The sequence below is a fragment of the Actinoplanes aureus genome (assembly GCF_015704865.1).
GTDB classification, from domain to species: Bacteria; Actinomycetota; Actinomycetes; order Mycobacteriales; family Micromonosporaceae; genus Actinoplanes; species Actinoplanes aureus.
Map to the genome: position 1 here is coordinate 164,583 of NZ_JADQTO010000022.1, position 15,211 is coordinate 179,793.

General features: G+C 72.1%; 9 protein-coding genes and 1 pseudogene. 5 read left to right on the top strand and 5 right to left on the bottom strand.

Annotated elements, in window-relative coordinates:
* Window positions 1–8: 8 nt before the first annotated feature.
* Complete coding sequence (locus I4J89_RS35535) at window positions 9–542, bottom strand: hypothetical protein (RefSeq protein WP_196418538.1); 534 nt, start codon at window positions 540–542, stop codon at window positions 9–11.
* Between the two features lie 89 nt (window positions 543–631).
* Here I4J89_RS35535 and ileS point away from each other — a divergent pair, with 89 nt between their 5' ends.
* The 3 genes from ileS to I4J89_RS35550 all read left to right on the top strand — a co-directional run bounded on the left by ileS (window position 632) and on the right by I4J89_RS35550 (window position 5,008).
* On the top strand, window positions 632–3,751 hold the full coding sequence (gene ileS / locus I4J89_RS35540; RefSeq protein ID WP_196418539.1) for an isoleucine--tRNA ligase: 3,120 nt from the start codon (window positions 632–634) through the stop codon (window positions 3,749–3,751).
* 75 nt (window positions 3,752–3,826) lie between these two features.
* Window positions 3,827–4,294 (top strand): nuclear transport factor 2 family protein, encoded by a 468-nt coding sequence (locus I4J89_RS50185; RefSeq protein WP_230860114.1) that lies wholly within the window; start codon window positions 3,827–3,829, stop codon window positions 4,292–4,294.
* A gap of 306 nt (window positions 4,295–4,600) precedes the next feature.
* Window positions 4,601–5,008, top strand: coding sequence for an SRPBCC family protein (locus tag I4J89_RS35550; protein WP_196418540.1), 408 nt, complete (start codon window positions 4,601–4,603; stop codon window positions 5,006–5,008).
* A gap of 6 nt (window positions 5,009–5,014) precedes the next feature.
* On the opposite strand, the gene I4J89_RS35555 is transcribed toward I4J89_RS35550, so the two are convergent.
* The 4 genes from I4J89_RS35555 to I4J89_RS35570 all read right to left on the bottom strand — a co-directional run bounded on the left by I4J89_RS35555 (window position 5,015) and on the right by I4J89_RS35570 (window position 11,907).
* Window positions 5,015–5,449: an iron chaperone gene (locus I4J89_RS35555; protein ID WP_196418541.1), complete on the bottom strand. Its 435-nt coding sequence runs from the start codon at window positions 5,447–5,449 to the stop codon at window positions 5,015–5,017.
* A gap of 122 nt (window positions 5,450–5,571) precedes the next feature.
* Window positions 5,572–8,793 (bottom strand): chemotaxis protein CheB, encoded by a 3,222-nt coding sequence (locus tag I4J89_RS35560; protein ID WP_196418542.1) that lies wholly within the window; start codon window positions 8,791–8,793, stop codon window positions 5,572–5,574.
* A 48-nt stretch (window positions 8,794–8,841) separates the two neighbouring features.
* Window positions 8,842–10,236 carry a M20/M25/M40 family metallo-hydrolase gene (locus tag I4J89_RS35565; protein WP_196418543.1) on the bottom strand — a complete coding sequence of 465 codons (1,395 nt, stop codon included), beginning with the start codon at window positions 10,234–10,236 and terminating at the stop codon, window positions 8,842–8,844.
* 51 nt (window positions 10,237–10,287) lie between these two features.
* Window positions 10,288–11,907: a glycosyltransferase family 4 protein gene (locus tag I4J89_RS35570; RefSeq protein ID WP_196418544.1), complete on the bottom strand. Its 1,620-nt coding sequence runs from the start codon at window positions 11,905–11,907 to the stop codon at window positions 10,288–10,290.
* A gap of 139 nt (window positions 11,908–12,046) precedes the next feature.
* On the opposite strand from I4J89_RS35570, the pseudogene I4J89_RS50190 reads away from it, so the two are divergent.
* Window positions 12,047–13,291 (top strand): annotated as a pseudogene (locus I4J89_RS50190) (glycosyltransferase family 4 protein); the annotation flags it as partial.
* Window positions 13,286–14,830: a glycosyltransferase family 2 protein gene (locus I4J89_RS50195; RefSeq protein ID WP_230860144.1), complete on the top strand. Its 1,545-nt coding sequence runs from the start codon at window positions 13,286–13,288 to the stop codon at window positions 14,828–14,830. The pseudogene I4J89_RS50190 and the gene I4J89_RS50195, both read left to right, overlap by 6 nt.
* Window positions 14,831–15,211 lie beyond the last annotated feature (381 nt).

Below are 15,211 nucleotides of genomic sequence, written 5' to 3' on the forward strand. Positions count from 1 at the left end.
CCGCGCCGCTACGACCGGCGCCCGCGCCGCCACACCGCCACGGCGACCGCCGCGGCGGCCAGGACGGTCAGGCCCGCGCCGGCGGCGATCCACGACGAGCTCCCGGAGGACTCCGCGGCCGGTCGCATGGCGACCGGCTCGGCCGGCACGGCAGACGCGGCCGGGGATGCCGGGGACGTCGTGGGCGGCATGAACGCCAGCTCGGCGACCCCGGTGCAGAGGCCGGTGGCGCCGTCGCGGGCGTTGACCCGGTAGCGCAGCCCGGTCCGGAACTCGTAACCGCAACTCGCCTCGCTGCGCCCCACCCGCAGCTTCAGCGGTGCCGTGCGGTCGGCGTCGCCCTTCTCCACCGACTCGATCGCGAGCCGCACCGACGTGTCCGTCACCTCGGTGACCCGGCCGACGACGATCAGCTCGGCGTGCTCGTCCTGCTCGGCGGGGCTCCAGGCGCAGCTACAGGCCCAGGCCGGATCGGCGGGTGAGGTGATCACGGCAAGGCCGACCACGGTGAAGACGAACAGCAGCGCGGCGCGAAGTCTCATACCACTACTGACGCGTGTCCGGCACCGGCGGTTCCCACCCGGAACCGGCGCCCGGGCGGCGGGCCGGAGCCGCGCAGTACGATCTGCCGATGTACCGGCCCGTGCCCGCGCAGGTCGACCTGCCCGCACTCGACCACGAGGTGCTGCGCTTCTGGCAGTCCGGCGACGTCTTCGCACGCAGCCTGGAGCAGAGCCGGGGACGCCCCGACTGGATCTTCTACGAGGGACCGCCGACGGCGAACGGCATGCCCGGCACCCATCACATCGAGGCCCGGGTCTTCAAGGACGTCTTTCCGCGCTACCGGACGATGAAGGGCTTCCACGTACCGCGCAAGGCCGGCTGGGACTGCCACGGCCTGCCGGTCGAGCTGGCCGTGGAGAAGGAGCTGGGCTTCGCCGGCAAGCAGGACATCGAGGCGTACGGGATCGCCGCGTTCAACGCCCGCTGCCGCGAGTCGGTGACCCGGCACACCGACGCGTTCGCGCAGCTGACCGAGCGGATGGGTTACTGGGTCGACCTGGAGGACGCCTACCGGACCATGGATCCGGCCTACGTGGAATCGGTGTGGTGGTCACTCCAGCAGATCTTCGACAAGGGCCTGCTCGTCGAGGACTTCCGGGTGGCGCCGTGGTGCCCGCGTGACCAGACCGCACTGTCCGACCACGAACTGGCCCAGGGCTACGAGGACGACACCGAACCGTCGGTGTACGTCCGGCTTCCGCTCGTCTCCGGCCCGCTGGCCGGGGAGGCGTCGCTGCTGGTGTGGACGACCACCCCGTGGACGCTGGTCTCCAACACCGCGGTCGCCGTGCACCCGGACGTCACGTACGCCGTCGCCACCGACGGCACCGAGCAGCTCGTGGTCGCCGAGCCCCTGCTGCGAGCGGCCCTCGGTGACGACTGGGAGCCCACCGGGCGTACCTTCGCCGGCAAGGAGCTGGAGCGCTGGGCGTACCGGCCGCCGTTCGACCTGGTCGAGATCCCGGACGCGCACATCGTCATCCTGGCCGGCTACGTCACCACCGACAGCGGCACCGGCCTGGTGCACCAGGCGCCCGCGTTCGGCGCCGACGACCTGGCGAGCTGCCGCGCCTACCGGCTGCCGATGGTCAATCCGGTACGCCCGGACGGCACCTTCTCCCCCGAGATCGCCCTGGTCGGCGGCCGGTTCTTCAAGGACGCCGACCAGGCGCTCGTCACCGACCTGCGCGAACGCGGCCGGCTCTTCCGCTCCGAGCCGTACCGGCACAGCTACCCGCACTGCTGGCGCTGCCACACCCCGCTGATCTACTACGCGCAGCCCTCCTGGTACGTACGCACCACCGCGATCCGCGACGACCTGCTCCGCGAGAACGAGCGCACCAACTGGCAGCCGGAGACCATCAAGCACGGCCGGTACGGCGACTGGCTGGTGAACAACGTCGACTGGGCGCTGTCCCGGTCCCGCTACTGGGGCACTCCCCTGCCCATCTGGCGCTGCCCGGACGGGCACCTCACCTGCGTCGGCTCCCTCGCCGAACTCGGCCGGCTCGCCGGCCGGGACCTGTCCGCCCTCGACCCGCACCGCCCGTTCGTCGACGAGATCACCATCGCCTGCCGCTGCGGTGCGACCGCCACCCGCGTCCCGGAGGTCATCGACGCCTGGTACGACTCCGGCGCCATGCCGTTCGCCCAGTTCGGCTATCCGCACCGCGACCGGGAACTGTTCGAGCGCAGCTACCCGGCGCAGTTCATCTGCGAGGCGATCGACCAGACCCGCGGCTGGTTCTACACGCTGATGGCGGTCGGCACGCTTGTCTTCGGCCGCTCGGCGTACCAGAACGTGGTCTGCCTCGGGCACATCCTCGCCGAGGACGGCCGCAAGATGTCCAAGCACCTGGGCAACATCATCGAGCCGATCCCGCTGCTGGAGGAGCACGGCGCCGATGCGGTGCGCTGGTACATGGCCGCCGCCGGCTCGCCCTGGTCGGCCCGCCGCGTCGGACACGCCACCCTGCGGGAGGTGGTCCGCAAGACCCTGCTCACCTACTGGAACACCGTCGCCTTCCAGGCGCTCTACGGGCGGACGGCCGGATGGTCTCCGTCGGCGGCGGATCCCGCGCCCGCCGGCCGCCCCGCGCTGGACCGCTGGCTCCTCTCCGAGCTCAACCTGCTGGTCCGCCGGGTCGACGCGGCGATGGCCGGGTTCGACACCCAGGAGGCCGGCCGGCTGCTCGCCGGGTTCGTCGACGACCTGTCCAACTGGTACGTCCGGCGCAGCCGCCGCCGGTTCTGGCGCGGTGACCCGGCCGCGCTGGCCACCCTGCACGACGCGTTGCGCACGGTGACGCTGCTGCTCGCGCCGATCGTCCCGTTCATCACCGAGCGGGTCTGGCAGGACCTGGTCGTCGCCGTCGATCCGGCCGCCGCGTCATCGGTGCACCTGGCCGCCTACCCCGGCGCCGACGACACCCTGATCGACCCGGGCCTCGGCGAGCAGATGGACCTGACCCGGCGCCTGGTCGAGCTGGGCCGCACCGCCCGTGCCGAGTCCGGCGTCAAGATCCGTCAGCCGCTGTCGCGGTCCCTCGCCTCGGGACCCGGCTTCGCCGCCCTGGACCCGGAGCTGGTCGCCGAGATCGCGGCCGAGCTCAACGTCGCCGCCGTGCTGCCGGTCACCGAGTCCGAGGAGTCGCTGGTGGACACCACCGCCAAGGCGAACTTCCGGACCCTCGGCAAACGCTTCGGCAAGCGGGTCCAGGCCGTGGCAGCGGCGATCGCCGCCGCGGACGCCGCCGCCCTCAAGCGCGACCTGGCCGCCGGCACCGCCACCGTGACCGCCGGCGGCGAGCCGATCACCCTCGGCGCCGACGAGGTGATCATCACCGAGACCCCTCGGGAAGGCTGGGCGGTCGCCTCCGACGCCGGCGCCAGCCTCGCCCTCGATCTGCGTCTCACACCGGAGCTGCGCCGGGCCGGCCTGGCCCGGGAAGCGGTCCGGCTGATCCAAGAGGCCCGCAAGGCCGGCGGTCTCGACGTCGCCGACCGGATCGACCTGCGCTACCGCTCCGCCGACGATCAGGTCACGGCCGCCCTCGCCGAGCACGGTGACTTCGTGGCCGACGAGGTGCTCGCCGCCAGCTTCACCACCGGCGAGCCGGAATGGGCCGCGCGGGAACACGCCGACACCGGCCTGAACCTCACCTTCTGGCTGCGTAAGGCGCAATAAGCAGATACCAGATTGAATGGGTTCGGCCGGCGACCTGAGCAACATGGGCGCCGCTCGATGTCGCAGGATGTCCCGATGCGTTACAAGATCATTACTGCGATCGTGCTGGCCGGAGCGTTGCTGACCGGATGCGGTTCCAGCTCGGACTCCCGGTCCTCCAGCAAGTCCAAGAGCTCCACCAAGAACGGCACCTCGACCAAGAAGGCGACGACCAAGCCGAAGGCTAAGCCGAAGAACGACGCGTACGAGGAGTTGCGGGCCGCCGTGCAGGCCTACAGCGACGCGTTCCTGTCCGGCGACGCGACGACGGCGTACGGGCTGCTGTCCGACCGGTGCCGCAAGCGGACGTCGCAGGAGGAATTCACCGGAATCGTCGACGCGGCGAAGGAGTTGTACGGCAGCCCACTGCCCTTCAAGTCCTACTCGGCGACGATCTCCGGTGACCTCGGCCGGGTCACCTACACCTACTCGATCAAGGCGATCAACCAGGAGAAGGAGCCGTGGGCGCGGGAGGCCGGCAACTGGCATCAGGACGACTGCTAGAGAGCCTCCGCGGTTCAGGGTCCTGTCCGGCCCAACGTGGGTGCTGTCTGGCGGCCGTTGAGACAGCATCGAGCGTGGGCCAAGCAAGATCACCCTGACTACGGAAGCGGCCTTACCCCCCGCGCCGTTTCCCGGCGGTCGCGCTGGGGCCGCGACCAGGTGGCGCGCTCGCGTGGGGAGAGCGGGGACGGTCCGTATTCCGGCGGGACGGGCGGTCACGCGTACCTCAAAGGCAGCGTGACCGGCGAACGGACCTGGACCGATTTGTTCAAGACGGCTCCGGCCGGGATCACCTACCGTCGGGCCATGGACACTGAGATCCCGCACTCGCGGCACATCAGCACACACATCGCACGGCCCGCGCAGGTGGTCTACGACTTCGCGGCGGAACCCACCAACCTGCCGCGGTGGGCTCCCGGCCTGTGCGACTCGATCGCGCAGCGTGACGGGCGATGGGTCGCGGAGTCGCCGATGGGCCGGATCGAGCTGACCTTCGCGGAGCGGAACGCGTTCGGCGTGCTCGACCATGACGTCACGCTGCCGACCGGCGAGACCTTCCACAACCCGATGCGGGTGACGCCCGACGGCGACGGAAGCGAGCTCGTGTTCAGCCTGCGCCGGCGGCCCGGGGTGAGCGACGAGGACTTCGAACGCGACGCCGCCGCCGTGCTGGCCGACCTGCTCGCCCTCAAGCGGATCGTCGAGTCGGCGTAGGCCTGCTCAGCTCACGGCCCGCCGCACCAGGTCGCCGATCCGCTGCTCGTCGGCGGCGGTCAGCGCGGTCAGGGCGAACGAGGTCGGCCACATCGTGCCGTCGTCGAGGGCCGCCTCGTCGTTGAAGCCGAGCGTGGCGTACCGCGACTTGAACTTCGCCGCCGGCTGGAAGAAGCAGATGATCTTTCCGTTGCGGGCGTACGACGGCATGCCGTACCAGAGCTTCGGCGTGAGTTCCGGGGCGCCTGCCCGGACGATGGCGTGCACCCGTTCGGCCATCGCCCGGTCCGCCGGCTCCATTTCGGCGATCTTCGCGAGCACCTCCGCCTCGACGTCCGCCTTGCCGCGCGACCCGCGCCGCGCCGCCTTCGCCTCGTTCGCCCGCTCCTTCATCGCGGCGCGCTCTTCGTCGGTGAACCGCTGCTCGGTCGTCTCGCTCATGGTGGGTCTCCTTCGCCTTCGCCGGAAGCCGTAGCTCGTTGTCGTGCTCACAGCTTCGCCGCCACACCGGTACGGGCACATCCGTGGCGACCACGGACCCGACCACGGAACGCGGGCACGGATCAGGACGGCGGCGGGGCCTCGGTGGCGGTACCCACCCATTCGATGATCTCGCCGGAGTCGTCGAGCAGCGGTACGGCCTGCGACACCGTCCAGCCCAGCGAGCCGTTCGGACGACGTACCCGATGGTGCAGTCGGAACGGGGTCCGGTCCCGCACCGCGGTGGCGATCGCCTCCGTGACCCGCGGCTGGTCGTCGGGGTGGATGTAGGTGTCCAGCCAGTCGGCCGACGGTTCGCTGGTGTCGGCGATGAAGCCCCGGCCGTCGAGGGCGCGCATCTCGCTCCAGTCCGGGTTCATCCGGTACACGACGCCGAAGCTGGCGTTGACCAGGGCCCGGTACCGCCGATCGGCCTCGTCGCGGACCCGGGCGAGCTCCAGCTGGGCACCGACCCGGGCGATGAGCTCCCGGGCGGCGAACGGTTTGACCAGATAGTCGTTGGCGCCGGCGGTCAGGCCTTCGATGGCGGCCTGCTCACCGGCCCGGGCACTCAGCATGATCATCGGCAGGTGGCGCAGGGTGCTCTCCGCGCGCAGCTGGCGCAGCAGCCGCAGGCCGTCGATGTTGGGCATCATGACGTCGGTCAGGATGAGGTCGGGGGTGCGGTGCCGGGCGGCGTGCATGGCCTGCTCGCCGGTGCCGACCGCCTCGACCAGCCAGGCCTCGGACAGCAGCCGGGTGAGGTAGTCACGCATGTCCTGGTTGTCGTCGATCACCAGGATCCGCGCCTGCCCCGGCCGGCCGGCCACGGTGGGTGGCGTGCTGTCGCCGGCCGTCGTGGGCGTGTCCCAGAAGCTCGCCACCTCGGCCAGGGCACCGGCCACCGGAAGCCGCCGCTCGGCGCCCTGTGCCGCCGGGACCGTACGTCTCGACTGCCTCTTGGGCAGCCAGATGGTGAAGCGGCTGCCCTTGCCGACCCGGCTCTGCACCCGGACCCGGCCGCGGTGCTGGCGGGTGAGCTGCTCGACGAGCGCCAGCCCGATGCCGGTGCCCTCGTGGGTGCGGGCCTTGCTGTCGCGAACCCGGTGGAAGCGTTTGAAGATGTGCGGCAGTTGCTCCTCCGGAATGCCCACGCCGGTGTCGGTGACGACGAGCTGCGCGTGCTCGGGCAGCTCCTTGAGCTCCACGGTGATCTCTCCGTCGAAAGTGAACTTCAGGGCGTTGGAGAGCAGGTTCGCGACGATCTTCTCCCACATGGCCGGGTCGACGATCATCGGTGCGCGCATCGGCGGGCAGTCCACCCGCAGCCGGATCCCGGCGCGCTTGGCGGCACCCTGGAAGGCGCTGACGACGCCGACGGTCAGCGCCGCCAGGTCGACCTGCTCCAGCCGGGTACGCAGCCGGCCCGCCTCGATCTGCGAGAAGTCGAGCAGCGTCTCGACCATCACCAGCAGCCGGCGCGCGTTGCGGGACGCCACCTCGACCTCGGTCCGCAACCGGGTGGCCAGACCCGAGTCCTCGGCCGCCAGCGCCTCCAGCGGCGCCATCAGCAGCGTCAGCGGAGTCCGCAACTCGTGGCTGATGTTCGACAGGAACTCGGTCTTCACCCGGTCGAGCTCGGCCAGCCGGTCGATGCGCTCGCGCTGGCGTTGCCGGCCGCCCGCGTCCACCAGGGACGCGGCCACCTGCACCGCGACCAGGCCGAGGAACTCCCGGTAGGCCGCGGTCAGCGGCAGGCGGGGATTGATGCCGAGCACCACGACACCACCGATCGTGGTCTCGGTGTCCCGGTGCTCGCGCAGCGCGAAGATCATCGCGGTCCCGGGCGAGTGCTCGTCCCGGCCCACCGTGACGCCGGGGAACGCGGTGGCGAGCCCGCCGGACGTCACGGGGTGATCGGTACGGACGACCCGGCCGATGGGCCAGACGGCGTCCTCGTCCAGCAGTGAGATCGTGTGCGGCGACATCGGGCCGCCCGCCACGACCCCGGTCACGCCGGCCAGCTCGGCCGTCGCCCGCAGCTCGTCCACCAGGTAGGCGAGCGCGAACGGGACGTCCTGTTCACCGCCCGCCAGCGCGGCGAGCGACCGCTCCAGCGACACCCGCCGCGTCGGCGCACCGGCCGGGCCGGTCGCGAGCCGGTTCAACAGTTGCAGCCGGCGACGGCTCAACACCTCGCCGGTCTTCTCGATCACGGTGGTCAGCGCCCCGTCGACGACCCCGTTCCGGTCGCGGATCGGGCTGAGCGTCAGGTCGAACCAGGCGTCCTCCGGAACGCCCTCCCGGCTGATCGGGTACAGCGCGTCCACCAGCGACACCGCCTCACCGCCCAGCACCCGCGCGTAGACGGGATCGTTCAGGTGCCACACCTCGGGCCAGGACTCCCGGTTCGGCTGTCCCAGGCCACCGGTATGTTCGGCGCCCAGCACCAGCCGGTACGCGTCGTTGTAGAGCTGGAGTAGGTGCGGGCCCCACAGCACGCACATCGGCACCGGGCAGGCCAGGGCGATCTGGGCCGCCGACGTCAGGGCCTCCGGCCAGGTGTCGACCGGCCCCAGCCGGGTCCGCCGCCAATCGAGGTCACGCATCAGCGCGGCGACCTCGCCGGGTCCGGTGAACAGCACCTCGGCCGTCGCCCGATCCGCCCGGCCCCGCGGCAGCTCGCCACCCCGCACGACGTCCACCAGCACCGGCCCGATGTCGCGTACGTCCAGCACCAGATCCACCGCGCCGCTCTCCACCGCCGCCAGCGGCATGCTGGAGTGCTCCGCCGACTCCTCACTCTGCGCGATCACCGTGGCGCCGGCGTCCTTCAACGCCCGCGCGCCCAGCGCCGAGTCCCGGCCCATGCCGGACAGCACGGCGGCCGCCACCCGCGCCCCGAAGGAGTCGGCCAGCGACGTCAGCAACGCGTCCAGCGGGCCGCTCAGGGCCGAGTTCGCCGACGGGCGCAGCGACACCGTGCCGTCCGGCAGCACCTCCAGCGCGCTCAGCGGCGGAGCGATCACCACCTTGCCGCGCTGGAGCACCATCCCGTCGGTCGCCCAGCTCACCGGCAGCCGGACCCGCCGCTTCATCACCTCCACCAGCGCGCTGCCCCGCCCGGCCAGGTGCTGTGCCACCACGACGGCCGCCGGGAAGTCCGGTGGGAACGTTTTCAACACCGACGTCAGCGGGCCCAGACCACCGGCCGAGGCCACCAGCACGACCACGGCGGTACCCGAGCCCGGCCGCAGCGAGGAGCCGGTTCCACCGGCACCGAGCCCATCGGACACATCGCCCATCCGTTAAGTCTGCCCGCAAACCAAGCCGGCGAAGCGACCAATTGTGAGTCAGTTACCGGCCGCCAGGCGTGGCCACAGAGCGGCAAGCGTGGCCGCGCCGGCCAGCAGCACGTCGATGGAGGCCCGCTCGTCGCTGTCGTGCCAGCGGTCCTCCGGCAAACCGGTACCGAAGAACAGCACCGGCGCACCGACCATGCGGGCCAGCAGTTCCGCCGGACCTCCGCCGGCGTTGCCCATCCGCCCCGCGGGCACCTGCCAGGCCTTCTCCATCGCCTCGGCCAGAGCCGCGACGGCGGGATGGTCCGGTGGCGTGGCGTACGGCTTCTGCCCGGTCTCCGCCGAGACGATCAACTCGTGGCCGACCCGGTCGCTGATGATGCCGGCGATCCACACGCGCAGCTGCCGCGCCACCACGGCCGGGTCCTGATCGGGCACGATGCGGATGCTCAGCGTCGCCTCGGCCACCGCCGGGACGGCTCCCATCGACGGACCGACCGGATTGCCGGCGAGCACGCTGATCACCTCGACCGCCGGGCGCAGCCACAGCCGTTCCAGCACGGTGTATCCGGCCTCCCCGCCGATGCTGCGGGTGTCCGAGCGCTCGAGCCAGTCCTGGTCGGTGAAGGGCAGCGCGGCGAGTTCCGCCCGGCGTCGCTCGCCGGGTTCGACCACGTCGTCGTAGAAGCCGGGCAGGGTGATCCGGCCCTTGTCGTCGTGCAGGGACGCCAGCAGCCGGGACAGTTCGAGCACCGGGTTGGGCGCCGGCCCGGACACCACGCCGCTGTGCATGTCACGCAGTGGCCCGTACACCCGCAACTGGGCGAGGACCATGCCCCGCATGCTGGTGCAGACCGCCGGGTGCTCGGCGTGCCACAACAGCGTGTCGGAGAAGACGATCAGATCGGCACCGAGCCGCTCCCGGTTGTCCTCCAGGAGCGTGGCGAGTCGCGCCGACCCGGTCTCCTCCTCGCCCTCGACCAGCAGTCTGATGTTGACCACGGGTGCCCCGGCTCCGGTGGCGGCCAGGTGCGCGCGGAGGGCCCATACATGCGCGAGGACCTGGCCCTTCGCGTCGGAGCTGCCTCGGCCGTAGACGTACCCGTCCCGGACGACCGCCTGGAACGGGGTGGTCTCCTCCCACTGCTCGTCCTTGACCGCCCGCACGTCGTGATGGCTGTAGATCAGCACGGTGGGCGCGCCCGGCGCCGCGCACCACTCGGCGTACACCGCCGGAGCGCCGTCCGCCTTCCATACCTCCACGGTGGGGAACCCGGTCGCGCGCAGGAGCCCGGCCAGCCAGTGCGCCGACCGGAGCAGATCCATCTCGTGCTCCGGTAACCCGGCGACCGACGGCACGCCCACCCACTCGGCGAGATGACTGACCAGCTCATCGCGATGCTCGGCCAGGTAGGCCCGCACGGCGGTCTCCGTTCCACGAGCCATCAAGCACCCCTCGTCTTGGTCGTCGCGGCCGACTACCCAAGATCCCGGGAGTCATGCCCGGCGCGCGACCCGGGCAGCGGTACGGACCAGCGCCTCCGGAACCGGCGAGGGCAGCCGCGAGGTGAGGCGCCGCAGGGCCGGCACGACCGGCTCCGGCACGGTGGCGGACGACGGCCGTCCCGGCTCGGTGTAGACCTCGTGCAGCCGCGCCCGCACCGCCTCGGCGCCATAGCGAGCAAGCATTGCGGCCCGCGCCCCGGCCGGGTCCAGCGCACCGAACCGGGCCCGCAACTCCTGGTAGGCGGCCACGACGACCCGGGGATCATCGGTCGGCTCGAACGTCGCACCAGCCCGGTCACCGATGCCGTCCAGCGTCTCGGCCGGACCCGCGCTGCGGGCCACCAGCACCGGTGTCCCGGTGGCGACCGCCTCGACCACCGTCATGCCGAACGTCTCCCGCCGGCTCGCGTGCACCAGCAGGTCGTGCTCGTGCAGCAGGGCGGTCACCCGCTCCGGCGGCACCGGCGGGCGCCGGGTGACCCGGCCGGTGAGCCCGAGCCCGGCGATCCGCCGGTCGAGCTCGGCGTCGAGCGGGCCGCTGCCGACCAGGGTGAGCGTGACCCGCGGATCGCCGGCGGCCACCTCGGAGAAGGCGTCGAGAAGGACCGGTACGCCCTTGTGCTCCATCATCCGGCCCAGGTACAGCCACCGAAGCGGCTCACGCGGCGGCTCGGCCCGCACCGCGAACCGGTCGAAGTCGATGGCGTTGGGCACCACCCGCAGCCTGCCGGCGTGCTCCGGAAAGGTGGCGGCCAGCTCCTCGAGCAGGTCGCGCCCGACGCAGAGCAGAGCGTCGGCACGGGCGAGCACTTCGGCGTACCGGCGGAGGACGCCAGGCTGCCGGAACGCCTGTGCCAGGAAGGTGGCGTGCTCGGTGACCACGATCCGGGCGTCCGGGCGGGCCAGCCGGGCGGCGACCACACCACCCAGGAAACCGACGTGCGCGTGCACCACCGGCGCCTCGATCCGGCCGGTGGGCAGCGCCGCCCGCAGCGCCCGGGTCTGCTCGTCGGCGTAGACCAGGTAGTCGCCGCCGGCCGGGGTGGGCGCGACGACCCTGGTGAGCTCCCCCTCGGCGGTGTCCAGAACCACGGCGTTGCCGGAGCGCAGCGCCTGGCGTTCCGCCGCGACACCCAGCAGCCGCCCGGCCAGCCGGCCGCCCGGATAGAACCAGCCCTGCGTGTGCAGGATCGACACCCGCTCGAAGCCGGGACCGGCCGCAGCCGTGGCGGCCTGCACGAAGGCACCGGCGAACGGGTCGCCGGGCGCCGGGTACCACGGGGTGACCACGGCCAGATCGGCGTCGCGGGTGCGGCGGGCCGGATCGGGTGACGGCTCCAGCAGCACGTCGTGGCGGCCGGTCGCGTACGCCACCGCGAGTGCCTCGGCGTCGCCCGCGTACACCGCACCGGCCGCCTCGATCAGCGGCCGGGCCGCCCGCGGCGACCGCACCCGGCGCAGTGTCACCCCGGGCGCGATCGGCACGCTGTCCCACTCCGGGCGGGCGGTGGTGACAAGGGTGACCGGCGTGCCGCCGGCGGCGAGTCGCGCGGTGTGTGCGGCGGCCGCGCGGACACGCCGGCCGCCCAGCGCCAGGTAGGTCACATCCATCTCCCGGCGAACGGTATTCACACCGAGCGGACGGCAGGTGACACGTTCATGGCAGGTGGATGTCGAGGCAGTTCCAGGCGTTCTCGCACGCCGGAACCGCTCATACACTCGCGCCATCATGAAAAGCGGTCGCGTCGTCATGCTCGTCGACAACGGCGTCCACGGTGACTCCCGGGTGCAGAAAACGGCTCGCTGGGCTGCTGAGGCCGGCTGGGACGTCACGCTACTCGGCTGCTCGCCCACCGGCACCGACCAACAGTGGCGCATCGGCCGGGCGCGGGTGCGTCTGCTGCCGATGGGCACCGCCCGATCGAGCGGGATCCGCGGACGGCTCGTCCGCCGCGGCGGCCCACTGCTGCGGATGGCCCGGCTGGCCCGCCGGCCGGTGGAACACGCCCAGGTCCGGTTCTGGCGGGCGCTGCACGGCGACCGGGCCTGGCGCCGGCTGGAACCCGGCCTGTGGGCCTACGAGCGCGCGTTCGGCGCGGTGATCGACGAATTGGACGCCGACCTGATCCACGCCCACGACTTCCGCATGCTCGGCGTCGGCGCCCGGGCGGCCCGGCGCGCCCGGGCGGCCGGCCGGGACGTCAAGCTGGTGTGGGACGCGCACGAGTTCCTGCGCGGCGCCCGGCCGCGCCGGGACAACGCCCGCTGGTTGCCCGCCCACCTGGCCTACGAGCGGGAGTACGCCCGGGACGCCGACGCCGTGATCACCGTCTCGGACACGCTCGCCGAGATGCTGCGACGCGAACACCGGCTGCCCGAACGCCCGGCGGTGGTGCTCAACGCGCCGGAGTCCACCTCCACCGGTACGGCGCCCGACCTGCGCGCGCTGTGCGGTGTCGGCCCGGCGACGCCGCTACTGGTCTACAGCGGATCCGCCTCACCGCAGCGCGGGCTGGCCACCGCCGTCGAAGCCCTGCCGTTCCTGCCGGGAGTGCACCTGGCGCTGGTGGTGGACGATCCGTCGGCACCGCACATCGCCGAGCTGACCAGGGCGGAGCGGGTGCACGCCGTGCCGTACGTCCCACCCGACCAGGTCCCGCGGTTGTTGTCCGCGGCCGACATCGGAGTCATCCCGATCCACCACTGGCCGAACCACGAGATCGCGCTGATCACCAAGTTCTTCGAGTACTCGCACGCGCGCCTGCCGATCGTGGTCAGCGACGTGCGGACGATGGCGGAGACCGTCCGCGCCACCGGCCAGGGCGAGGTGTTCCGGGCCCGGGACGCGGCCGACTTCGCCCGCGCCGTCCGGACGATCCTGAACGATCCGCAGCGTTACCGTGCCGTCTACGACGGGCCCGCCAGCCCGCTGCCGGGCTGGACCTGGGAGGCGCAGGAGGAGAAGCTCGGCTCCGTCTACCAGGCCCTGCTGAGCGTGCCGGACGTCTCCGTGGTGGTGGCGGTCTACAACGCCATGCCGTACCTGACCGAGTGCCTCACCTCGCTGGTCGAGCAGTCGATCGGCGCGTCGCGGATGCGGATCGTCGCGGTGGACGACGGGTCCACCGACGGCAGCGGTGCCGAGCTCGACCGGTTCGACCGCCGCCATCCCGGCCTGTTCACCGTGCTGCACCAGGCGAACTCGGGCGGTCCCGCGGTCCCGTTCAACCGCGGCCTGGACGCCGCCACCGGCCGGTACGTGTTCTTCCTCGGCGCCGACGACCACCTCGGCCGGGAGGCCCTGGAACGGTTGGTGGCGGCCGCCGACCAGTACGACTCCGACGTGGTCCTCGGCAAGGTCGTCGGGGTCAACAGCCGGCACATCTACCAGGATGTGTTCGCGCGTACCGAACCGGACATGGACCTGTTCGACTCGCCGCTGCCGCGCTCGCTGGCCAACACCAAGCTGTTCCGCCGCGAGCTGCTGGAACGGCACGCCATCCGGTACCGCGAGGACATGCGGATCGGCAGCGACCTGCCGTTCACCCTGGAGGCCTGCTACCGGGCCCGGCGCATCTCGGTGCTGGCCGACTACGACTACTACTACGCGGTACGGCGGTTCGACGCCACCAACATCACCTACCTGAGCCGCCACGCGCTGCGGGTGGAGACCGCCGAGAAGGTGATGGACTTCGTGGCCGAGCTGATCGCCCCCGGCAAGCAGCGCGACGCGATCCTGCTGCGCCGCTTCGACCACGAGATCGCCCGGCTGCTGGAAGACGACTTCCTGCGCCTCGACCGCCAGACCCAGCAGCGGGTCCACGACGGCGTGGCCCGGATGGCCGCCGCCCACCTGACCGGCGACATCGTCGCGCAGCTCGGCGCGGAGACCCGGATCCGGCTGGCCGTGGCCCGCGACGGCACCCTCGACGACCTGCTGGCGGTGATCCGCCAGGATGCCGAGACCGGCATACCGCCGACCGTCGAGAAGAACGGCCGCCGATACGCCGGCTATCCCGGTTTCGGCCGCCTGCCCGACGCCTGCTTCGACGTGACCACCTCACCCGACTGGCCGGCCAAACTCGACGCCACCGCCATCACCTGGAACGGCGGCGAACTGACGATCACCGCACACTCCTCCGCGACGCCCGCACCGAGCGTCAGCGCCGAGGAGATCCCCGCCCAGGTCGACGTGGCGGGCCACTCTCTGCGGATCCGGTTCCGCCTGGCCGACCTGCTCACCCGCAGCGCCGCGACCGGCCAGCGCCGGGCCGTCTCGGCCCAGCCCGGACGATTCCAGCCCGACCTGGCCATCGGCCGGCACAGCGCCACCGGCGCCGCCGGCGCGGCCGCATTGCGCGCCCCACGCGTCCGCATGCCGATGCCGGCGGTGCGCCGCAACGGCCGCCGGCTGGCGATCATCAGACCGTCCGTCGACGCCTCCGGCAGGCTGATGATCTCAGTCATCCCGCTGACCGCACGCCAGGTCACCGCCCGCTTGTGGCGGGCGATCCGCCGAAGAACAACCCTTTGAGGTACGGGTTTCCGGCCGCTCCCGCCGAATCGACGCCGTCCCCGCCTGCCCATCGCGAGCGAGGCGCGGCGCACGGCCACAACGCGGCCGCCGGGAAACAGCAACGGGAGACGCGGCTTCCCGGCGGGCCCGCGAGGAGGCGGCCGGCCTCGATCGGCGGGGGCGGCCGCCGGGAGACACCAATCCGTCCCGCTGCGGGACGGACCGGCGGTTGCTTGCCCGCGCCCTGGGTGCCGGGGTCTAGATGTGATGTTCGGGGACGTTGGTCGAGGAAGTGTGACCACTCGATCTGACGATCATCAGCTGGTTCTGTGAACGATGAAGGCCTCCAGCGATGCAGTGGAGTTGTCGAGAAACCACTGACCAGCACCGGAGGCCTTC

Excerpts from the sequence above, each read along its gene's own strand:
- I4J89_RS35560 (WP_196418542.1), bottom strand. The coding sequence starts at position 8,793 with ATGGGCGATGTGTCCGATGGGCTCGGTGCCGGTGGAACCGGCTCCTCG.
- I4J89_RS35570 (WP_196418544.1), bottom strand. The coding sequence starts at position 11,907 with ATGGATGTGACCTACCTGGCGCTGGGCGGCCGGCGTGTCCGCGCGGCC.
- I4J89_RS35555 (WP_196418541.1), bottom strand. The coding sequence starts at position 5,449 with ATGAGCGAGACGACCGAGCAGCGGTTCACCGACGAAGAGCGCGCCGCG.
- I4J89_RS35550 (WP_196418540.1), top strand. The coding sequence starts at position 4,601 with ATGGACACTGAGATCCCGCACTCGCGGCACATCAGCACACACATCGCA.
- I4J89_RS35535 (WP_196418538.1), bottom strand. The coding sequence starts at position 542 with ATGAGACTTCGCGCCGCGCTGCTGTTCGTCTTCACCGTGGTCGGCCTT.
- ileS (WP_196418539.1), top strand. The coding sequence starts at position 632 with ATGTACCGGCCCGTGCCCGCGCAGGTCGACCTGCCCGCACTCGACCAC.
- I4J89_RS35565 (WP_196418543.1), bottom strand. The coding sequence starts at position 10,236 with ATGGCTCGTGGAACGGAGACCGCCGTGCGGGCCTACCTGGCCGAGCAT.
- I4J89_RS50185 (WP_230860114.1), top strand. The coding sequence starts at position 3,827 with ATGCGTTACAAGATCATTACTGCGATCGTGCTGGCCGGAGCGTTGCTG.